22 protein-coding genes are annotated in these 18,521 nt (G+C 68.7%); 10 read left to right on the top strand and 12 right to left on the bottom strand.

Annotated features, from left to right (window positions below):
• Positions 1 to 43 precede the first annotated feature (43 nt).
• Complete coding sequence (locus G6N31_RS21880; RefSeq protein WP_098003646.1) at positions 44 to 868, top strand: MOSC domain-containing protein; 825 nt, start codon at positions 44 to 46, stop codon at positions 866 to 868.
• Between the two features lie 10 nt (positions 869 to 878).
• Here G6N31_RS21880 and G6N31_RS21875 read toward each other — a convergent pair whose 3' ends face one another.
• Positions 879 to 1,703, bottom strand: a complete 825-nt coding sequence (locus G6N31_RS21875; RefSeq protein ID WP_098003746.1) for an alpha/beta fold hydrolase — start codon at positions 1,701 to 1,703, stop codon at positions 879 to 881.
• 77 nt (positions 1,704 to 1,780) lie between these two features.
• Here G6N31_RS21875 and G6N31_RS21870 point away from each other — a divergent pair, with 77 nt between their 5' ends.
• Positions 1,781 to 2,359, top strand: a complete 579-nt coding sequence (locus G6N31_RS21870; RefSeq protein WP_098003647.1) for a TetR/AcrR family transcriptional regulator — start codon at positions 1,781 to 1,783, stop codon at positions 2,357 to 2,359.
• A 2-nt stretch (positions 2,360 to 2,361) separates the two neighbouring features.
• Here G6N31_RS21870 and G6N31_RS21865 read toward each other — a convergent pair whose 3' ends face one another.
• Together G6N31_RS21865 and G6N31_RS21860 are read right to left on the bottom strand one after the other, a co-directional pair.
• Positions 2,362 to 2,565, bottom strand: a complete 204-nt coding sequence (locus G6N31_RS21865) for a zinc-ribbon domain-containing protein (RefSeq protein WP_163722486.1) — start codon at positions 2,563 to 2,565, stop codon at positions 2,362 to 2,364.
• Positions 2,566 to 2,586: 21 nt separating this feature from the next.
• A complete protein-coding gene (locus tag G6N31_RS21860) occupies positions 2,587 to 3,576 on the bottom strand; it encodes a glycoside hydrolase family 6 protein (RefSeq protein ID WP_098003747.1) in 990 nt (329 codons plus the stop codon).
• A gap of 78 nt (positions 3,577 to 3,654) precedes the next feature.
• Here G6N31_RS21860 and G6N31_RS21855 point away from each other — a divergent pair, with 78 nt between their 5' ends.
• The gene (locus tag G6N31_RS21855; protein ID WP_098003649.1) at positions 3,655 to 4,608 is read left to right on the top strand and encodes a pirin family protein; all 954 of its coding nucleotides are present in this window, start codon (positions 3,655 to 3,657) and stop codon (positions 4,606 to 4,608) included.
• A 127-nt stretch (positions 4,609 to 4,735) separates the two neighbouring features.
• Positions 4,736 to 5,560 (top strand): TspO-related membrane protein, encoded by an 825-nt coding sequence (locus tag G6N31_RS21850; protein ID WP_098003650.1) that lies wholly within the window; start codon positions 4,736 to 4,738, stop codon positions 5,558 to 5,560.
• 21 nt (positions 5,561 to 5,581) lie between these two features.
• Here the strand turns inward: G6N31_RS21850 and G6N31_RS21845 are convergent, their stop codons facing one another.
• Both G6N31_RS21845 and G6N31_RS21840 read right to left on the bottom strand, forming a co-directional pair.
• Positions 5,582 to 6,067 carry an SRPBCC family protein gene (locus tag G6N31_RS21845; RefSeq protein ID WP_098003651.1) on the bottom strand — a complete coding sequence of 162 codons (486 nt, stop codon included), beginning with the start codon at positions 6,065 to 6,067 and terminating at the stop codon, positions 5,582 to 5,584.
• Complete coding sequence (locus G6N31_RS21840; RefSeq protein WP_098003652.1) at positions 6,058 to 6,411, bottom strand: ArsR/SmtB family transcription factor; 354 nt, start codon at positions 6,409 to 6,411, stop codon at positions 6,058 to 6,060. The genes G6N31_RS21845 and G6N31_RS21840 overlap by 10 nt, the downstream gene beginning before the upstream one ends.
• A 231-nt stretch (positions 6,412 to 6,642) precedes the next feature.
• Here G6N31_RS21840 and G6N31_RS21835 point away from each other — a divergent pair, with 231 nt between their 5' ends.
• Together G6N31_RS21835 and G6N31_RS21830 are read left to right on the top strand one after the other, a co-directional pair.
• Complete coding sequence (locus G6N31_RS21835; protein WP_098003653.1) at positions 6,643 to 8,232, top strand: threonine/serine exporter family protein; 1,590 nt, start codon at positions 6,643 to 6,645, stop codon at positions 8,230 to 8,232.
• Between the two features lie 204 nt (positions 8,233 to 8,436).
• The gene (locus G6N31_RS21830; RefSeq protein ID WP_234815301.1) at positions 8,437 to 9,813 is read left to right on the top strand and encodes an MFS transporter; all 1,377 of its coding nucleotides are present in this window, start codon (positions 8,437 to 8,439) and stop codon (positions 9,811 to 9,813) included.
• A gap of 7 nt (positions 9,814 to 9,820) precedes the next feature.
• On the opposite strand, the gene trxA is transcribed toward G6N31_RS21830, so the two are convergent.
• Genes trxA through G6N31_RS21815 form a run of 3 tightly spaced genes read right to left on the bottom strand, consistent with a single transcriptional unit; the run spans position 9,821 to position 12,777 of the window.
• Positions 9,821 to 10,186 (bottom strand): thioredoxin, encoded by a 366-nt coding sequence (trxA, locus tag G6N31_RS21825; RefSeq protein ID WP_098003655.1) that lies wholly within the window; start codon positions 10,184 to 10,186, stop codon positions 9,821 to 9,823.
• Positions 10,187 to 10,188: 2 nt separating this feature from the next.
• Positions 10,189 to 11,382 (bottom strand): NAD(P)/FAD-dependent oxidoreductase, encoded by a 1,194-nt coding sequence (locus G6N31_RS21820; RefSeq protein ID WP_098003656.1) that lies wholly within the window; start codon positions 11,380 to 11,382, stop codon positions 10,189 to 10,191.
• A gap of 15 nt (positions 11,383 to 11,397) precedes the next feature.
• Positions 11,398 to 12,777 carry an MBL fold metallo-hydrolase gene (locus G6N31_RS21815; RefSeq protein ID WP_098003657.1) on the bottom strand — a complete coding sequence of 460 codons (1,380 nt, stop codon included), beginning with the start codon at positions 12,775 to 12,777 and terminating at the stop codon, positions 11,398 to 11,400.
• A 203-nt stretch (positions 12,778 to 12,980) separates the two neighbouring features.
• Between G6N31_RS21815 and G6N31_RS21810 the strand changes: the two genes are divergently transcribed.
• The 4 genes from G6N31_RS21810 to G6N31_RS21795 all read left to right on the top strand — a co-directional run bounded on the left by G6N31_RS21810 (position 12,981) and on the right by G6N31_RS21795 (position 15,246).
• A complete protein-coding gene (locus G6N31_RS21810; RefSeq protein WP_098003658.1) occupies positions 12,981 to 13,568 on the top strand; it encodes a rhodanese-like domain-containing protein in 588 nt (195 codons plus the stop codon).
• Positions 13,569 to 13,579: 11 nt separating this feature from the next.
• Positions 13,580 to 14,455 carry a sulfite exporter TauE/SafE family protein gene (locus G6N31_RS21805; RefSeq protein WP_098003659.1) on the top strand — a complete coding sequence of 292 codons (876 nt, stop codon included), beginning with the start codon at positions 13,580 to 13,582 and terminating at the stop codon, positions 14,453 to 14,455.
• A gap of 63 nt (positions 14,456 to 14,518) precedes the next feature.
• On the top strand, positions 14,519 to 14,788 hold the full coding sequence (locus G6N31_RS21800) for a metal-sensitive transcriptional regulator (protein ID WP_013473194.1): 270 nt from the start codon (positions 14,519 to 14,521) through the stop codon (positions 14,786 to 14,788).
• Between the two features lie 44 nt (positions 14,789 to 14,832).
• Positions 14,833 to 15,246: a DUF302 domain-containing protein gene (locus tag G6N31_RS21795; protein ID WP_098003660.1), complete on the top strand. Its 414-nt coding sequence runs from the start codon at positions 14,833 to 14,835 to the stop codon at positions 15,244 to 15,246.
• A gap of 24 nt (positions 15,247 to 15,270) precedes the next feature.
• On the opposite strand, the gene G6N31_RS21790 is transcribed toward G6N31_RS21795, so the two are convergent.
• From G6N31_RS21790 to G6N31_RS21775, 4 genes are all read right to left on the bottom strand, one after another.
• A complete protein-coding gene (locus G6N31_RS21790; protein WP_098003661.1) occupies positions 15,271 to 15,612 on the bottom strand; it encodes a DUF202 domain-containing protein in 342 nt (113 codons plus the stop codon).
• Position 15,613: 1 nt separating this feature from the next.
• On the bottom strand, positions 15,614 to 15,988 hold the full coding sequence (locus tag G6N31_RS21785; RefSeq protein ID WP_098003662.1) for a YidH family protein: 375 nt from the start codon (positions 15,986 to 15,988) through the stop codon (positions 15,614 to 15,616).
• Positions 15,989 to 15,994: 6 nt separating this feature from the next.
• The gene (locus tag G6N31_RS21780; protein ID WP_098003663.1) at positions 15,995 to 16,753 is read right to left on the bottom strand and encodes an SCO6745 family protein; all 759 of its coding nucleotides are present in this window, start codon (positions 16,751 to 16,753) and stop codon (positions 15,995 to 15,997) included.
• Positions 16,754 to 16,898: 145 nt separating this feature from the next.
• A complete protein-coding gene (locus G6N31_RS21775) occupies positions 16,899 to 18,500 on the bottom strand; it encodes an FMN-binding glutamate synthase family protein (protein WP_098003748.1) in 1,602 nt (533 codons plus the stop codon).
• Positions 18,501 to 18,521 lie beyond the last annotated feature (21 nt).

Below are 18,521 nucleotides of genomic sequence, written 5' to 3'. Positions count from 1 at the left end.
GGGTAACCGGAGGTGGCTCTGACGATCACGTGACGGGACGGGTATGACGAACGGCGAGGAGACGGGCCGGGTGGCGGTGCTGCGCCGGTATCCGGTGAAGTCGATGCTGGGTGAGCGGTGCACGTCGCTCGACGTCGGCGCAACGGGGGTGATCGGCGACCGCCGGTACGCCTTGATCGACGACGAATCGGGGCGGGTGGTCACGGCCAAGAACCCGCGACTGTGGCGCCGGTTGCTGGAGTGCACCGCCGCCACCGCTGATGACGGCGTGGTCGTGACACTGCCCGACGGCGCCACGATGCCGGTCAGCGACGCCGGGGCAGCGCTCTCGGAGCTGGTCGGGCGCAGCGTGCATGTGGCCGACGAGCGCTCGGCCGGAGCGGTGCTCGAACGGCCGGATCCCGAGGACGTCCTCGCCCGCGGTCTCGACGCCGAAACCGAGATCGTGCTTCTCGAACTGGCGCAGGGTGCGCCCGGTGGCGCGTTCGTCGACCATTCGCCGGTGCATCTGGTCGCGACGTCGACCCTGGACGCGATCGGCTTCGACCTCGATGAGTCGGTGCGCTACCGGCCCAACCTCGTCATCGAAACCCGCGACGGCACACCACCGTTCGTGGAGAACGACTGGGTCGGCGCCACGCTGCGTCTCGGTGAGGTGGTGTTGCGGGGCACATTGCCCACCCCGCGGTGCTCGGTGCCGACGCTCGAACACGGCACGTTGCCGCGGTCGCCGCATTCGGTGCGGTATCCGCAGGAGCACAACCGCGTGGAAGCAGGGGAGTTCGGCGTCCTGCCCTGCGCCGGCCTCTACGCCGAGGTCGTCACCGGCGGTACCGTCCGCGAGGGCGACCGGATGCGCGTCGGCTGACGAGCCCGGCTCAACCGACGAATTCGCGCAGGGCCCGCGCCATCGCCTCCGGTTGATCCTCGGGGATCAGTGTCCAGGAGTCGTCGACGAGCACGGTCCGGGCGTCCGGGAACAGCGCGGCCAGGCGGTCGGCGTGCTCGACGGGCATCATTCGGTCCTCCCGCGCCCACAGGACCAGCACCGGACGGTCGAACGCGGACAATCCGCGTGACATCTCGAGCAACCGGCGGCGCGACGGGGACCCGGTGCCGAACTTCACCAGGTCGCGGCGGATCTGGGCGCTGTCGACAGCAGGCCGGAACCACTCGTCGAACAGCGCGTCGGGCAGGCCGGACTTGGCCAGGCCGCCGTAGGCCTGTCGACTGTGTCGGAAGAACCGGGTGCCGAGCATCCGGCTGAGGACCCATCCGCCACCGGGCAGGCGGCACAGTGCCATTGCCGGACGGGCCGGCTTCGGCGGGAAGTTGTCGAAGGCCTCGCACGACGCGAGCACCAGACGCGCGACGCGCTTGTCACGGCCTTCGGTGATCACGAATTGCCCGCCGCCCCAGTCATTGAGCACCAGGGTCACGTCCTGCAGGTCGAGGGCATCGAGGAAGTCGGCGACGATGTTCGCCATGCCGGTCTGGGTCAGATCGGCGTCGGCGTTCATCGGTGTGCGGTGGGCGCCCATCGGCAGAGTCGGGGTGATGCACCGGTAACCCGTCAGCAGCGGGATGACCTTGCGCCACTGCCGGCCGTCCATGAGCAGGCCGTGCCCGAAGACGAGAACCGGCCCGTCGCCGCCCGTGTCGTCGTAGGCGATCGGACCGCAGGGAAGCTCGACCGAAAGCATGGCCACACTCCTAGATAGATCGTTCTACTGAACGTGACGATACGATGTCGTCGCACGGTGCGCAAGGAGGAGATGCCATGCCAGAACCTTCCACCCGCGACCGGATCCTGGACGCGACCGCGGAGCTTTATCGGCGACAGGGCATGCCTGCCACCGGGCTCAAGCAGATCTCGCAGGCGGCGCAGGCGCCGTTCGGCTCGATCTATCACCACTTCCCCGGCGGCAAGGAAGCCATCACCGTCGAGGTCATTCGGCGCGAGGGCATCCGCTACGGCGAGTTCGTCGGCGCGCAACTCGCCGATATCCATCCGCTCACCGGCATTCCGCATCTGTTCGAGAACGCCGGCAGGAACCTCCAAGCTCAGGACTACAGCGAAGCCTGTTCGATCGAGACCATCGCCCTGGAGGTGGCCAGCACCAACGAGAAGCTACGCGTGGAGGCCGCGGAGGTGTTCGACAGCTGGCTGTCCGGGCTGGCCACGTGGTTCGCTCCGCTCGGCCTCACCGACGCCGAGTGCCGGCGGCTGGCCACCATCACGCTCACCGCGCTCGAAGGAGCCTTCGTGCTGTGTCGCACGCTGCGCTCGGTCGAGCCGATGGTGTGTGCCGGGCACGGCGTGCAGGCCGCGGTGCAGGCCGCCGTCGGCGCGGTGTGAGGTCAGGACGCGACCGCAGTGCCGCAGATGCCGCAGACCTCGAACCGGCGCCGGTTCCAGCGCGCCACCGGGATGAAGAACAGCGTGAACTGTTTGAACTCCCGGACCCGCGACCACTGGGTGGTGTTGTGGCAGCGCGGACAGGTGCGAACCTCCCCGGGCCCCAGGTGCTTCTGCTTGGCCCCGTAACCGAAGAGGAAGAACAACACCCCGCCAGCGTAGGCGGGTTACCAGCCGGCGTTGCGGGCCAGATCGATGGCGTTCTGGCTCATGAAGGTGCCGGCGCTCGGGTAGCCGCGGCAGGCGCCGTCGGATTCGCCGGGGCGCTTGACCCACAGGAACGCGTCGATGCGGGGGTTGCCCGTGTCGGTGGTGGGCCGTGCACCGAGGGCCCGGCCGCTGGGGTTGCACCAGTACAGCGGGTCGCCCTCGACCGGTCCCGCGCCGTTGCGCGAGGTGTCGATCACGAAGGGCTTCCCGCCGGTCATGTTCGAGATGGCGTCGCCGTAGCCGGTCGACTCCGCGGTGGTGAAGAAGTTCGCGGTGTTGAGGCTGAAGCCGCGCGCTTTGGCGACGCCGACCCGGTTCAGCCGGTCGGCCATCACATCGGCGGCCACCCAGCGAGAGTGCCCGGCGTCGACATACACCGCCGTACCCGGGTTGCGGGTCAGGGTGTCGACGGCGTAGCCGATCAGGTCGAGGCGTTCCTCCTGCTGGCCGGGTGACAGACAGTCGATCATGGCCAGCGCGTCCGGCTCCAGGATGACCGCGGCGCGGCCCGGGCCGATGGCGGCGGCGACGCCATCGATCCACGCCCGGTAGGAGCCGGCCGATCCGAAGCCACCGGCGGCATAGCTGCCGCAGTCCCGGTTCGGGATGCCGTAGAGCGCCAGCACCGGAATGGTGCCGGCGGCCTGCGCGGTCTGGATGTACTTCGCGTCCACCGCCGGGGTGGAGATGTGATCCATCCAGTACGCCGTGGGGGTGTTGACGACCGCCTCCAGCAGTGGGTCGGGGGCGCCGGCCAGCGCGCGCATGCCCTTGGACTGGGGGTTCACGTAGAACGGCTGGCCCAACAGCGGGTTCGCCTCGCTGGTCAGGCGGATCTGCGGGGCCGGGGCGGGCAGCGGCGCGGTCACCGCACCGGTGGCCGCGACGGCCGCGACGGTCAGGACGGGGGCGATCCAGCGGGCGACCGTGTGGGCGGCAGAGGTCATCACCCCAGGGAATGTAGCGCCGCGTGCCGGGGGGCGGCCAATCCGGGGCCGACAGTGCGGGTTGACGGTGGTACGACGATGGAAGCCATGGCGGGAGTCCAGGTGGTCACCAGCCGGGCGGTGCCGCTCGGTGGGCCGCGGGCGATGACGGTCCGGCGCACGTTGCCCCAGCGGGCCCGCTCCCTGATCGGCGCGTGGTGTTTCGTCGACCATTACGGTCCCGACGACGTGGCACGCACCGGCGGCATGGACGTGCCGCCGCATCCGCACACGGGTCTGCAGACGGTGAGCTGGCTGTTCGACGGCGAGATCGAGCACCGTGACAGCACCGGGGCGCACGCGCTGGTGCGGCCCGGCGAGCTCAACCTGATGACGGGCGGCTCCGGAGTGGCGCACTCGGAGGTGTCCACCCCGACGACCACCACGCTGCACGGGGTGCAGTTGTGGGTGGTGCTGCCCGAGCAGGCCCGCCACGGTCCCCGCCGATTCGAGCACGCGGTTCCGCCGCCGGTCCCGCTGGGCGCCGCGACGGCCCGGGTGCTGCTCGGCACGCTCGCCGGTCACCGTTCGCCGGTCACCGCGCACAGTCCGCTCGTCGGCGCAGAACTGGTTCTCGCGCCGGGCTCGCAGCTCACTCTCGACGTGGACGCGCACTTCGAACACGGCGTGCTGGTCGACACCGGGCCGGTGACGCTCGACGGCACGACCCTGGCCCGCGGCGATCTCGGCTACCGCGCTCCCGGACCCGACCGGCTGGCCTTGACCAATCCCGAATCGCGGCCGGCCCGGGTGATGCTGCTCGGGGGTGTTCCGTTCACCGAGCCCGTGGTGATGTGGTGGAACTTCATCGGTCGCACCCACGACGAGATCGCGCACTTCCGGGCGGCATGGGAAGCGCAATCGGGCCTCTTCGGAACGGTCGACGGTTACCGGGGCCGGGTGCAGCGCCTGCCCGCACCGCCGCTGCCGTCGGTGCGTCTCAAGCCCCGGATGTCCCCGCCGGAGCACGGGGATCCCAGCGCCTGGGGTTAGCCGCCGGCGATGACGGGATGCCGCGCGGTCCGAAACCCTGCGACGCGCCCGGCCCGGGGTTCAAGATCGACTCAGCGGGCATCCACGGAAGGCACGCATCCGTTGGCCGTCGACAGGAGGAACGCACATGGCAACTCCCACCGGACAGGGCGCGCCCGGTTCGCGGCCGTCGGTGCTGCTGGCGGTGGCCGTCGCGGTGGCCACAGCGGCCACCCTGGTGGTCAACTACCTGGCCAACAGCCTACCGATCAACGGGCAGACCACCGGTGATGTGACCCGGCGCATCGAGGTCTTCTTCGTCCCCGCCGGGTACGTGTTCTCGATCTGGAGCGTGATCTACCTCGGGCTGATCGCTTACAGCGGCTACCTGGTCGTGTCGGCGATCAGAGGCCGCCGGGACAGCGGGGCGGCGCGGGCCGCGGCCCCGTGGTACCTGCTGACGGCCCTCGCCAACTGCGCATGGCTGTTCGCATGGCATCACAACGCCTTTCCGGTGAGCATGCTCCTGATGCTGGTCCTGCTGGGCTCGCTGATCTTCATTTACCTCCGGTGCGACGCACGACCGGCCGCATCAGCGGTGGAATTGTGGTCGGTGCACATTCCGTTCCGGGTCTATCTGGGCTGGATCTCGGTGGCCACGATCGCCAACGCGACCGTCACACTCGACGACGCGGGCTGGGACGGCTTCGGGCTGTCCGAACCGGCCTGGGGCACCATCATGGTCATCGTGGCCGCTGCGCTGGGTCTGCTGATGGTGTTGCGCCACAGCGATATCGCCTTCGGGCTGGTGCTGGTCTGGGCGCTGGTCGGTATCGCCGTACGGCTCAGCGAAACCACGTCGGTCCTGATCGCCGCGCTGTCCGGCGCGTCGGCCCTGACCGTGGCGGTCATCGTGATCCTGTTGCGGCGCAGTTCATCCCGTGCGCCTGCCGCCGCGCCCCGGCAGCAGTGACGCCGGGACGCCGCACCCGGATCAGGAAACGATCAGGTCGTCGATCTGATTGATCGCCGTGCTGGCGCCCTCGACGACACCCATCTCCAGCACCTTCTGCAAGGCCTCCGCGGATGCGTAGGTGCTCACGTAGGTCGCGCGCGTGCCACCGTCGTGGGCGGCGAAAGTGAACACACTCCGGGCGGCCGGCAGGCTCGGATCCGGGTTGAGATCAGCGTCGGCGAACCCGTCGACGAACGAGAAACTCGTCGGCTCATCGACTGCGGTGACCTCCCAGTAACCGCCGTACTTCTCACCGTCCGGACCGGTCATGTAGTACGTCACCCGCCCACCCGGAGTCAGGTCGTGGTCCACCACGGTGGCCGGGTGTGTCGGTGGCCCCCAGATCTTTTCGAGCTGGCGCGGGTCGGCGTAGATCTGCCAGATGCGCTGCACCGGCGCGGCGAACTCGGCGGTGATGGTCAGGGTCAAGGTGTCGAGATCGTGGGAAACGTCGGTCACGGGCATGGTCGGTTCTCCTCGTCCTGTTCTGCTGAGATGAGTTCGTCGATGCGCGCCACACGCCCACGCCACACCTGTTCGAGTTCGGTGAGCATGGCCGCCACGGAGCGCACCGCGGTCACGTCGCCACTGGCCAGTTGCTCGCGGCCACTGCGCCGCTTGGTCAGCAGACCGGCTTTCTCGAGCACGGCGACGTGTTTCTGCACGGCGGCGAAGCTCACGTCGTACTTCCCCGCCAGCGCGGTGACCGAGTGCTCGCCGGCCAGCACGCGGCGCATGATGTCGCGTCGCGTGCGGTCGGCGAGTGCGTGGAACAGAGCGTCGGCCCGGTCCTCGTCGATCACGGTCACCGGCCCAATATACAACCGATTGGTTGTATGTTGTCAACAGTCGTGTGACGGCCCACCGACATCCACGTTTTGCAGCGGAAGTGCGAGTAGGGGTGTGCAAAAGGTGGATTTCGGTGAGGCACCCACGGCAGCCAGACCGGATGCCCTGAAACGCAACGGGTTTCACGCAGAAGAGAACTCGACGCGCCCGCGCCACCCGCCGTTCGGTTCGGCTCAGTATCGTGTGCGGTTATGACTGCCGATCGGTCCGACGGGAGGCCACGACGCCGGCGTGCGGTGAACTTCGCGCTGCGGGGTCGCCGCGATCCTGCGTCAGGAGCCGGACAGCGCCGCCGCGTGGCTCACGGTGCCAGTGATCAGCACACCCGCAAAGTCCTCGACCTGACCATCCGGCTGGCCGAGGTGATGCTGTCGTCGGGGTCGGGCACCGCCGACGTCGTCGCCACCGCACAGGATGTCGCGCGGGCCTACCGACTCACCGACTGCGTCGTCGACGTCTTCGTCACCACCATCTTCGTCTCCGCCCCGCCGACGACCGACAGCCCGCCGATCACCATCGTGCGGGCCGTACAGGCCCGCTCGACGGATTACACGCGCCTTGCCCACCTCGACGAGCTGGTGCAGCGCATCACGTCGGGTGGCGTGTCCGTCGACGAGGCCCACGACGCGATGGACGAGTTGAGCGAGCAACCGCACCCCTACCCGCGGTGGGTGGCGACCGCGGGGTGGGCCGGTTTCGCACTCGGTATCGCGATGCTGCTGGGCGGGTCCTGGCTGACCTGGATCCTGGCGGCGATCACGTCGGTACTGATCGACCGGACGCTGCGGTGGCTCAATCGTCTTGGCACACCGACGTTCTTCCAACAGGCCGCCGGCGCGGCGATCGCGACTCTGGTCGCCGTCGGTGCCTATCTGTTCGCGGGCGTCGGTCCGTCGGCCCTGGTGGCCACCGGCATCGTGATGTTGCTGGCCGGGATGACGCTCGTCGGCTCGGTGCAGGACGCCCTGACGGGGTACATGGTCACCGCGGTGGCCCGGTTGGGGGACGTGCTGTTCCTGACCTTGGGGATCGTGGTCGGCATCCTCGCCGGACTGCAGGTGGCCGCGCTCGCCGGCATCGAGATCCAGCTCCAGGTCAACGTCACCGAGTACTTCGTGCTGCCGTCGCAACCGCTGCAGATCGCGATGGCCGTGGGCGGCGCCGCACTGGCCGGCGGGTGCCTGACCGTGGCCAGCTACGCCCGGCCGCGCGCGGCCGTCACCGCGGGCATCGTGGCGGGCATCGCCGAGGCGATGCTGATCGGCCTCGGCACGGCGGGCCTCGGGCAGATCGTCGCCACCGGCACGGCCGCAGTCGGCGTCGGCATCCTGGCCACGCTGATCTCAATCCGGCGACAGGCGCCCGCGCTGGTCACCGCGACCGCCGGCATCACCCCGATGCTGCCGGGTCTGGCGGTCTTCCGGGCGGTGTTCTACTTCGCGGTCGAACGCGACATCGGCGCCGGCATGGGCCAGGCACTGGCGGCCGCGGCCACCGCGCTCGCCATCGGAGCGGGTGTGGTGATGGGTGAGTTGCTCGGGTCGCCGCTGCGCTACCGGGCCGGGCGCATCAGCGAATTCCTGCGGGTGGAAGGTCCGCCCGGGGTTCGCCGGGCTGTCGGACGGGTGGTCGCGTTGCGGCCGGCCGCCGACCGCGACACGGCGCGTCCGCCCTATCAGCGGTCGTGGAGCATCGCGATGGAGCCCGAATCGGTGGACATGCACGACGACGAGGCCGCGGAGTCCTCGGCAGAGAGCGCGAACGACGCCGACGAGCGGTAACGTCAGCGACGGTGTGTGCGCCCGGTGATGGTCAGCCCACTCCGGCGCGGGCGGCGTCGCCCGGCCGGGGTGTACACGGCGCGGCACAGGCAAGCCCGTTCTTCTCCGCCGCCGTGGTCGCGGCGGCGCGAGTGCCGTCTGTGAAATCCGTGGATGGGTACACACCTCTTCCGAGCACGACATCGATCGATCGAGGAGGACCCCGTGCAATCCGGAGACCCCGCCAGTTCCGACACTGAGAACGAGCCGCCGCCCGGCGTCGTGAGACGCGCAGTCGGGGCGTCGGCGATCGGCAACGCGACCGAGTGGTTCGACTACGGCATCTATGCCTACGGGGTCACCTACATCTCCGCCGCTATCTTCCCCGGCGATGCCGGCGAGGCCACGCTGTTGGCATTGATGACCTTCGCGGTCTCCTTTCTGGTTCGTCCGCTCGGCGGCTTCGTCTGGGGCCCGCTCGGTGACCGCCTGGGCCGTAAGCAGATTCTGGCGATCACCATCGTGCTGATGGCAGGCGCCACGTTCTGCGTGGCATTGATCCCCACGTACGACATGATCGGCATGTGGGCCCCGTTCCTGCTGGTGTTCCTCCGGATGGTGCAGGGTTTCTCGACGGGCGGCGAGTACGGCGGTGCCGCAACCTTCATGGCCGAGTACTCCCCGAATCGCCGGCGCGGGTTCTTCGGCAGTTTCCTCGAATTCGGCACCCTCGGCGGGTTCTCGGCCGGTGCACTGCTGATGCTGGGCTGCTCGCTGGCCCTCAGTGACGAGCAGATGGGCTCGTGGGGTTGGCGATTGCCGTTCTTGGTGGCCGCCCCACTCGGCATCGTCGGCCTCTACCTGCGGTCACGCCTGGAGGACACCCCGGTGTTCCGCGAGCTCGAGAAGGAGGGTGGCACCGAAAAGGAGGTCTCGACGGAGTTCCGCGACCTGATCACCCAGTATTGGCGCCCGATCGTGCGGCTCGGCGGCCTGGTGGTCGCCCTCAACGTCGTGAACTACACCTTGCTGAGCTACATGCCGACCTACCTGGAGACCCAGATCGGGTTGACCTCCGACCAGTCTCTGATGGTTCCGGTGATCGGCATGCTGGCGATGATGGTGTTCGTCCCGTTCGCCGGTCTGCTCAGCGACCGGGTCGGACGAAAACCGTTGTGGTGGTTCTCGTTGATCGGCCTGTTCGTCGCCGGCGTGCCGATGTTCATGCTGATGGGCACCAACATCGCCGGCGCGGTGATCGGGTTCGCCGTGCTCGGACTGCTCTATGTGCCGCAGCTGGCGACCATCTCGGCGACCTTCCCGGCGATGTTCCCCACGCAGGTGCGCTACGCCGGGTTCGCGATCGCCTACAACGTGTCGACGTCGATCTTCGGCGGGACCGCGCCGGCGGTCAACGACTGGCTCACCAACTCCACGGGCGACATGCTGTTCCCGGCGTACTACATGATGGGTGCCTGCGTCATCGGGGCGCTGGCGTTGCTCAAGCTGCCCGAGACCTCACGCTGCCCGATCGGGGGGACCGTGACGCCGGGCACCGCCGAAGCGCCGGGCCCGGTCCCCTACGACAAGGCCGCCGCGTGAGATCGGCTCAGCCGGCCTTGCGGGCGGCGATCTTGGCCCGGACGTCATCCATGTCCAGTGCTCTGACCCGGCCGATCAGGTCCTCCAGCGCAGCCGGATGCATCGCACCGGGCTGGCGGTGAACCAGCACGCCGTCCCGGAAGGCCATCACCGTGGGGATCGAGCTGATCTCCAGCGTGGCCGCCAGGTCGCGCTCACGCTCGGTGTCCACCTTGGCGTGCACGACGTCGGGGTGGGCCTGCGACGAGCGCTCGAAGATCGGGGCGAACGCGCGGCAGGGTCCGCACCACGACGCCCAGAAGTCGACCAGGACAACCGAGTTGTCGGTGATCGTGGATTCGAAGTCGTCGTAGGTCAGGTTCCTGGTGGCCATGATCAAGCCAGTCCTTTCAACATCAGGTTCCAATACATGTACGGCAGCCCGTACTTCTTGAGGTACCAGTAGCCGCGGTGCGGCTTGGTCGGGTCGAGCAACGGAAACGACGGTGTCAGGTTCAGGTCGTAGTCGAACTCCGCGAGCAACATCGCATGCGAGGACGTCACGATCGGGCATGACCCATAGCCGTTGTACGACGCGGTCAGCGGCCGACGGGTCAGTAGGGCCTCGATGTTGTCGACCACCACCGGAGCCTGCTTACGGATCGCCGCACCGGTTTTCGAGTTGGGGGACGACCCGGCGTCGCCGAGGCTGAACACGTTGGGGTAGCGCACATGCTGCATGGTGTGCTTGTCGATCTCGACGTATCCGCCTGCCGCACCGGTCGAGACGGGGCTGGCCTTGATCCAGTCCGGCGCCGATTGACGTGGTACGGCGTGCAACACGTCGTAGGGCAGCGCGATGTTCGAGCCGCCCTCCGCGGTCACGGTCACCTTGTGCGCCGCCGCGTCGACAGCGGTCACTTCGGCGTTCGTGTGCACGGTGATGCCGTAGTCCGCAGCGACCGCATCGAGGCTGTCGGCGATCGCCGGGATGCCGAACAGTCGCGGTGTGGGCACCACCAGATGTACGTCGATGTCCTTCAGAACGCCCTGCTTCCGCCAGTAGTCACTGGCCAGGTAGGCGATCTTCTGAGGCGCTCCGGCACATTTGATCGGACCGGACGGCATCGCGAACACCGCTGTCCCCGAACGGAGATCACGGATGAAGTCCCAGGTCCGGGGCGCCAGGTCGAACCGGTAGTTCGACGACACACCGTCCTTGCCGAGCGCATCGGCCAGACCTTCGGTGCGGTCCCAGTCCAGCTGGATCCCGGGACAGACCACGAGCACGTCGTACTCGTAGTCTGTCCCGTCGGCGCAGGTGACCGTGTTGTTGTCCGGGTCGACCGCGGCCACCGCGTTTCTGATCCAGGTCGCATTCCTGGGCATCACCGAGGCTTCCGGCCGCGCCGTCGTCGACGCTTCAGCCTGTCCGCCGCCGACCAGCGTCCACAGCGGTTGGTAGTAGTGCGTCTCGGACGGTTCGATGACGGCCACGTCGGAGTAGCCGCGCCGCAGCAGGCGGGCCGCCACCGAGATGCCGGCGGTACCACCGCCGACGATCACGATCTGATGTTTCGCGGTAGCCATGATCTCTCCTGCCGCTCAGGCGTTCTGCCGAGCTTCATCCCAGGCGCCGTATCCGCCCAGAATGTCGCTGACGTCGCTGAAGCCGTTCTGTCGCAACAGGCTTGCGGCCACCGATGACCGGTAGCCGCCGGCGCAGTAGACGACGGTCGGGCGGGCCGGATCCAGTTCGTCCAGCCGGCCGGGCAACTGGCCCACCGGGATGGTGACCGCGTTGGGGATGGTCCCCGCGGCAACCTCGCCGGGATTGCGGACATCGACGATCTGCAGGTCGGTCAGCTCGGCTGCGCGCTGGTCGAACGCCTTGGCGGTCAGCCGGGACGCCGTCTGAACGTCGTCCTGGTGGTTGAACATCACCTCGAACGGGCGGTCCAGATAGCCGATCACCCGGTCGAAACCGATGCGCGCCAACCGGGTCTTGGCCTCCAATTCCTGGCCGGGCTCGGTGAACAGCACGATGTCGACGTCGCTGGGCACCACGGATCCGGCGAACTCGGCGTACCGGCCCTCCAGCCCGATGTTGACCGCGCCGCGCAGGTGACCCAGCGCGAACTCCTCCGGTCCTCGTCCGTCGACCAGCATCGCGCCGGCCTTCATCGCGTCACGCACCTGCTCGTAGGTCATCGCGGTCGGCATTTTGGTCTCGTCGAGCAGCTCGCGGTCCTTGCGGTTGAGCACTGCGTCGTAGACGAAGTAGCTCGGCGCGGGCGGCTGACCTTCGGTGACCAGCGCCATGAACGTGTCCTTGTCGGGGGCGCGCAGCGCGTAGTTCGTCTCCTTCTGCTCCCCGATCGTCGACCACCGCTCGGTGGACAGGTTCTTCCCGCACGCTGAGCCTGCGCCGTGGGCCGGGTAGACCCGGGTGGCATCCGGCAGGGTCATCAGCTTGTTGTGCAGCGAGTCGTAGAGCTTCTCTGCCAGTTCCTCACGGGTGAACCCGATCGAAGCCAGCAGGTCGGGGCGGCCCACATCACCGATGAACAGCGCGTCCCCGGTCAGCACGCCGTAGGGCACCTCATCGCCGGCGTGCTCGTAGACCACGATGCTCAGCGATTCCGGGGTGTGGCCAGGGGTGTGCCGGAACTCGAGCGTCACGTCGCCCAGCGAGTAGCGCTCGCCGTCGGCCACGCCCATCGACTCGAACTCGGTCTCGGCGACCGACGAGTACACGATCTTGGCGCCGGTCGCCTTGGCGAGCTCCAAGTGGCCCGACAGGAAGTCGGCGTGGAAGTGCGTCTCGATGACGAGCTCGATGCGGTAGCCGAACTTCTCGGCATCCGACAGGTACTCCGCCACGTCGCGCTGGGGGTCGACGACCACGGCCCGGCCGGTGGTTTCGTCGGCGATCAGATACGACGCGTGGGACAGGCAGTCCAGGTAGTACTGGATGAACTTCATGGCAGCGTTCCTTTCCTTCAGTGCTCGGGTGCGGCCTTCTGACCATCAGACTGCCGATACCCCTGTGGGTATGTCAAGTACCCTAGGGGGTATAAAAATTCCTTCTTGCATTTACCCCTGGGGGTATGTGTACGATGGCCCTCAGCATACCCCCAGCGGTATACGACCATGGGGGGTCACCCTTCCGGAAAGGATCGAAAACGATGACCGCACCTGCCACCATCGACTCGCACGACCTCAGCCAGATGCTCGGGTCGGCCACTCCGCCGCGCGTGCTCGATGTCCGGACCCCCGGCGAGTTCGAGACCGCCCACATCGCCGGCGCCTACAACGTGCCGCTGGATCTGTTGCGTGAACACCGCGACGAGATCATCAAGCACCTCGACGAGGACGTCGTCCTGGTCTGCCGGTCCGGCCAGCGCGCCGCCCAGGCCGAGGAGACGTTGCGCACCGCCGGGCTGACCAACGTGCACATCCTCGACGGCGGCATCACCGCCTGGGAGGCCAAGGGCTTCGCGGTCAACCGCGGCGCCGCGCGGTGGGACCTCGAACGCCAGGTCCGCCTGGTCGCCGGCTCGATCGTGCTGACCAGCATCCTGGGCAGCATCGCCGCCCCCAAACTGAAGTGGGTGGCCGGCGTCGTCGGTGGCGGCCTGACCTTCGCGGCGCTGTCCAACACGTGCGCGATGGGCATGCTGCTGGCCAAGCTGCCCTACAACCGCGGCGCCGCCTGCGACGCTCAGAGCATCGTGTCCCAGCTCGTGGACGCCAACCCCGCGACCGCGAAGTGAGCTGACCGACCATGATTGCGCTCGCCATCGGTCTGGCCGTCTTCGTCGGCGTCGCCCTCGGGTTGCTCGGCGGCGGCGGATCCATCCTGACCGTTCCGCTGCTGGCCTACGTGGCCGGAATGGACGCCAAGCAGGCCATCGCCACCTCGCTGCTGGTCGTCGGTGTCACCAGCGCGATCGGGGCCATCTCGCACGCCCGGGCCGGCCGAGTGCAGTGGCGCACCGGGCTGATCTTCGGTGGTGCCGGCATGGCCGGTGCCTACGCGGGCGGGCTGCTGGCCCGCTTCATCCCGGGCACCGTGCTGTTGATCGGCTTCGCGGTGATGATGATCGCCACCGCGGTGGCGATGCTGCGCGGCCGCAAGACCGTCGAGACCGCCGACGGCGACCATCGGCTGCCGGTCCCGAAGATCCTCGCCGAGGGTCTCGTGGTCGGGCTGGTGACCGGCCTGGTCGGCGCCGGTGGCGGGTTCCTGGTGGTGCCTGCCCTGGCCCTGCTCGGCGGGCTGCCGATGCCGGTCGCGGTGGGCACCTCGCTGATCGTGATCGCGATGAAGTCCTTCGCCGGTCTGGGCGGCTACCTGTCCAGCGTCCAGATCAACTGGACGGTCGCCCTCGCGGTGACCGCCGCCGCGGTGGTGGGCGCTCTGCTCGGCGCGCGGCTGACCGCGCTGGTCAACCCCGACAGCCTGCGGAAGGCCTTCGGCTGGTTCGTCCTCGCGATGTCCTCGGTCATCCTGGCCCAGGAGATCCATCTGAGCGTCGGGGTCGCGGCCGCCGCGCTGACCGCGATCGCCGCGATCATGACGGTGGCCTGTGCTCGATACGCCCGATGCCCGTTGCGGCGGCTCACTCGCCAGGCGACGCCGCGCGGCGCGGCGGCGTGAACCCCCACAGGAATACCCCCGCGGGTACCATTGCTGTATTCGTCCGTGGAAAGGAGACTCACCATGGTAGGTGACGAGGACGCGATCGCTGCGGTGCTCAACAGACTGCGCCGCGCGCAGGGTCAGCTCGCCGGAGTGATCTCGATGATCGAGCAGGGCCGCGACTGCAAGGACGTGGTCACGCAGTTGGCGGCGGTGTCGCGGGCACTGGACAAAGCCGGTTTCAAGATTGTCGCCACCGGTTTGCGGGAATGCCTGACCGGAGAGGCCGCCGATGGACAGCAGCCGATGTCCGAAGCCGAGCTCGAGAAGCTGTTCCTGGCGCTGGCCTGACCGGCCGGTGCGGCCGGCCGACACCAACCGGAGCGGAGGGACCTATGAGTTACGCACTGTCCACGACGTTGCACACCTCGTTCGAGGATGCGGTGGAGCGCACTCGTAAGGCGCTGTCGGACCAGGGTTTCGGCGTGCTGACCGAGATCGACATGAAGGCCACGCTGAAGGCGAAACTCGGCGAGGACATGGAGGATTACCTGATCCTCGGCGCCTGCAATCCACCGCTTGCCCATCGCGCGGTCAACGCCGATCGCCAGATCGGGCTGCTGCTGCCGTGCAACGTCGCGGTCCGTGCCGACGCATCGGCCGGCGGCGACACCGTGATCGTCGACGCGATGGACCCGCAGATCATGGTTCAGGTCTCCGACCAACCGGGTCTGCGCGAGGTTGCCGACGAGGCGGCCGCCAAACTGCGCGCCGCGATCGAGGCGCTGGAATCCGCCGACTCGGCCTAGGTGGTCCGGGGCCGCCTCGATCGGTCAGTCCACCGAGTACAGCAGCGCGCCGACGACCGCCGCGGCGAACAACACCGTCGCGCCGCCGATCGCCATCACCTCCGCGCGTGGTGCCAACGTGACGACTCGTCCGGCAACGACCGGACTGGCCCTGATCGCGCGGGACCGTCGGTAACCCAGCGCGAGCACCAGCAGGGCCAGCAGCGCTGCAATGGTGGCCAGGAGTGCCCGGCCCGGGCCCAGCGGCCCGTGTTCACGCAGCAGCACCAGCGCACCGCCCACCAGGAAGCCGAATGAGCTCCTCTCCCACGACAGCAGGGTGCGTTCCGCGGGCAGCCCGGGTTTGCTCGGTTCGCGCCGGGGCATCTCAGTTGCCGGCAGGCGGCCAGATGATCAGCACCACGAGCACCGCGACCGTGACGACGAAGATCGCGCCGCCGAGGAGCACCGGAACGTGGGTGGGGGGTAGGTCCTCGTCACGGCGCATCGCTGCCTGAACGTGCCACCAGCGCCGGACCGCCAGCGCCGCGAGCAGCCCGCCGCCGGCGGTCAACGCCACGCTCAGCGCGTGCCGTACGCCGGGGATCCCGAAGGACGGCACGAACTGGACGACGGCGATGCCACCGGCGATCAGCGCCAGCGCGGTCCGGATCCAGGCCAGGAATGTGCGCTCGTTGGCCAGGGTGAACCGGTAGTCCGGCTCCTGCTCGCCGGCATCCGCCGGATCTTCTGCTGCGCACATCGTCGGTCAGCCGGGGACGTTGGCCTTCAACGACGTCAGCGCCGCGGTGCTGAGCCGGGCCAGTTCGGTGACCTCGGCAGGCTCCAGCGCGGCGGTCAGGATCTCAGTCATCCGCCGGTTGGTCGCCTGCTCCACCTCGTCGTAGCGGTCCCTCTTGTCCGCGCCGTCCGGATAGGGTTCGGGCCAGCCGAACATCGCCGCGTATCGCGGGCCCTTGTTGAGCATGTGCGCTTCGATCGGGGCGATCCCGGCCAGTGCCAGTCCGCCGAAGTGCACCCCGGCGCGCAGCTCGCGCAGGACGAACATCACCTGCAGCGCCCGCGCGGGTGCATCGTCGGCCAGCGCCATCTCGCGCCAGCCCGCGAACAGTGGCAGCCCCGCGATGGGCGTCGCGGCGATGACCTTCTCCCCCAGTGCGGCAAGGCGATCCACCCCGTCGGCGTCGCCGAGGTACTTGCGGCCGAACTCCGCGGTCTGTTCCCAGTACACCTGCGCCGCACCGGCGGCGCCGCGCACCGCGACGCCTTCGTCCCACATCGCGGCGAGCCCGGTCGGTTCGAACACGGCGAAGACCGCGGCGACGGTGGTACCGCTGGCCTCGCCGAGGACCCCGCCCCGGCCCGCGACGTAGCCGGCGAGCGGATTCTCAAAGCCGGCAGCGACGCTGCCGCCGTACGTTTCCGGATGCAGCATGAACACGGCCACGGCCTGTTCGATGGCCGATCCGGCCGCGATGACCGCGTCCTGCAGGTCCGAATCGCTCATGTTGGGCCTCCTCTCGGGGTCAGGGCTTCGCGCCGGCGGCGTCCCGTCCCGAACAGTAGCCCCCTTCCGAAATCCGCCGCGCCGAGCGTGCGCTCATGGTGGCGGAGAGCCCGAGAGGCCGCCCTCCTCGCACATTCGACGTGCCCTATTCCATCGCCTGGTTGGGCTCACCGGCCAGTCGCAGCGGTTCGTGCTCGACGACGCGATCGGTTCCGGGCGGGTCGTCATAACGCCGCATGTAGGTGTCGATGTCGGTGACGATGTCCGGGCCGGGCACGCCCCAGCCGTCGCGGTAGCCGTACACCTCCGCGAGCGGCCGGTGCCCGCGGTCGCCGTCGAGAATCTCGACGGCGTTCGGGTGCAACATCGCCGGGTGGCGCACGCCGGCGGCTTCGGAGACCTTCAACAGATCGCGGCGCAGGGTCAACACGTAGTTGGCCAGACGATGCGACTTCTGCTGCGGGTCGAGGCCACGCGCCAGCCAGTGGTTCTGCGTGGCCACTCCGGTCGGGCAGCGGTCGGTGTGGCACTTCTGCGCCTGGATGCAGCCGATCGCCAGCATCGCCTCGCGCGCGACGTTGACCAGGTCGACGCCCATCGCGAACGCGACGATCGCGTTGGCGGGCAGACCGAGCTTGCCCGACCCGATCCAGGTGACCGTGTCGGCCAGACCCCGTTCGGCGAAAAGCTTGTAGACCGAGGTGAATCCGACCCGGAACGGGAAGGACACGTGGTCGGCGAAGACCAGCGGGGCGGCGCCGGTGCCACCCTCGCCGCCGTCGATCGCGATGAAGTCCACGCCGCGCTGGCCGTCGGCCATCCGGTCGGCCAGCTGGTGCCAGAAGCCCATCTCGCCGACCGCCGACTTGATGCCGACGGGCAGGCCGGTGGCCGCCGCGATGTCCTCGACGACATCGAGCATCTCGTCGACGTTGCGAAAGGCGGTGTGCCGGGACGGACTCACGACGTCCTTGCCCGGCTCCACGCCCCGAACCCCGGCGATCTCCGCATTCACCTTCGCGCCGGGAAGATGGCCTCCCAGGCCCGGTTTGGCACCCTGGCTGAGCTTGATCTCGATGGCCCGCACCGGCGCCGAGCCGACGACCTCGACCAGGCGGTCGAGGTCGAAGTTGCCGTGCGCGTCGCGGCAACCGAAGTAGCCGGTGCCGATCTGGAAAACCAGGTCGCCACCGTGACGGTGGTGATCGGACAGACCGCCTTCCCCGACGTTATGCAGAAAACCGGCGATCTTGGCGCCCCGGTTGATGGCCTCGATCGCCTGCGGGCTGAGCGACCCGAACGACATGGCCGACACGTTGACCACCGAGGCCGGGCGGAATGCGTGCCTGCGTCCGCGCGGACCGCCGAGCACCTTCGCGCCCGGCACCTCGATGTCGCGCAGGTGGATCGGCGAGGCCGGCACCACATCGGCGAACGTCGCCTGTTTGATGATCGGGTACGCCGCGTTCTCGATGTTGTTGTCGGTTCCGAACGAGAAGTAGTTGTTCTCCTTCTTGGCCGAGGTGTACACCCAGCGCCGCTGGTCCCGGCTGAACGGGCGTTCGGCGTCGTTGCTGGTGATGATGTACTGCCGCAGCTCCGGACCGACCGATTCGAGCAGGTAGCGCGCGCGGGCGATCACGGGGAAGTTGCGGCGCAGCGTCTGCTCTTTCTGCAGCAGGTCCTGCACCGCCAGGCCGGCCAGAGCGGCGGCGGGCGCGAGCGCGGCGATGGTCCGCTTCTTCATGTCGGCCACCCTGCCACAATC

Origin of the sequence: Mycolicibacterium duvalii, from assembly GCF_010726645.1 — a bacterium.
Taxonomy (GTDB): domain Bacteria; phylum Actinomycetota; class Actinomycetes; order Mycobacteriales; family Mycobacteriaceae; genus Mycobacterium; species Mycobacterium duvalii.
Note: the sequence above shows the minus strand (reverse complement) of the source record. Positions and strands in the feature narration are given on the sequence as shown.

Bases quoted from the DNA above. Each gene is read 5' to 3' on its own strand.
- G6N31_RS21805 (WP_098003659.1), top strand. From the start codon at position 13,580: ATGATTGCGCTCGCCATCGGTCTGGCCGTCTTCGTCGGCGTCGCCCTC.
- G6N31_RS21800 (WP_013473194.1), top strand. From the start codon at position 14,519: ATGGTAGGTGACGAGGACGCGATCGCTGCGGTGCTCAACAGACTGCGC.
- G6N31_RS21855 (WP_098003649.1), top strand. From the start codon at position 3,655: ATGGAAGCCATGGCGGGAGTCCAGGTGGTCACCAGCCGGGCGGTGCCG.
- G6N31_RS21785 (WP_098003662.1), bottom strand. From the start codon at position 15,988: ATGTGCGCAGCAGAAGATCCGGCGGATGCCGGCGAGCAGGAGCCGGAC.
- G6N31_RS21795 (WP_098003660.1), top strand. From the start codon at position 14,833: ATGAGTTACGCACTGTCCACGACGTTGCACACCTCGTTCGAGGATGCG.
- G6N31_RS21860 (WP_098003747.1), bottom strand. From the start codon at position 3,576: ATGACCTCTGCCGCCCACACGGTCGCCCGCTGGATCGCCCCCGTCCTG.
- G6N31_RS21880 (WP_098003646.1), top strand. From the start codon at position 44: ATGACGAACGGCGAGGAGACGGGCCGGGTGGCGGTGCTGCGCCGGTAT.
- G6N31_RS21850 (WP_098003650.1), top strand. From the start codon at position 4,736: ATGGCAACTCCCACCGGACAGGGCGCGCCCGGTTCGCGGCCGTCGGTG.
- G6N31_RS21875 (WP_098003746.1), bottom strand. From the start codon at position 1,703: ATGCTTTCGGTCGAGCTTCCCTGCGGTCCGATCGCCTACGACGACACG.
- trxA (WP_098003655.1), bottom strand. From the start codon at position 10,186: ATGGCCACCAGGAACCTGACCTACGACGACTTCGAATCCACGATCACC.
- G6N31_RS21780 (WP_098003663.1), bottom strand. From the start codon at position 16,753: ATGAGCGATTCGGACCTGCAGGACGCGGTCATCGCGGCCGGATCGGCC.
- G6N31_RS21845 (WP_098003651.1), bottom strand. From the start codon at position 6,067: ATGCCCGTGACCGACGTTTCCCACGATCTCGACACCTTGACCCTGACC.
- G6N31_RS21790 (WP_098003661.1), bottom strand. From the start codon at position 15,612: ATGCCCCGGCGCGAACCGAGCAAACCCGGGCTGCCCGCGGAACGCACC.
- G6N31_RS21815 (WP_098003657.1), bottom strand. From the start codon at position 12,777: ATGAAGTTCATCCAGTACTACCTGGACTGCCTGTCCCACGCGTCGTAT.
- G6N31_RS21775 (WP_098003748.1), bottom strand. From the start codon at position 18,500: ATGAAGAAGCGGACCATCGCCGCGCTCGCGCCCGCCGCCGCTCTGGCC.
- G6N31_RS21820 (WP_098003656.1), bottom strand. From the start codon at position 11,382: ATGGCTACCGCGAAACATCAGATCGTGATCGTCGGCGGTGGTACCGCC.
- G6N31_RS21835 (WP_098003653.1), top strand. From the start codon at position 6,643: ATGACTGCCGATCGGTCCGACGGGAGGCCACGACGCCGGCGTGCGGTG.
- G6N31_RS21810 (WP_098003658.1), top strand. From the start codon at position 12,981: ATGACCGCACCTGCCACCATCGACTCGCACGACCTCAGCCAGATGCTC.
- G6N31_RS21870 (WP_098003647.1), top strand. From the start codon at position 1,781: ATGCCAGAACCTTCCACCCGCGACCGGATCCTGGACGCGACCGCGGAG.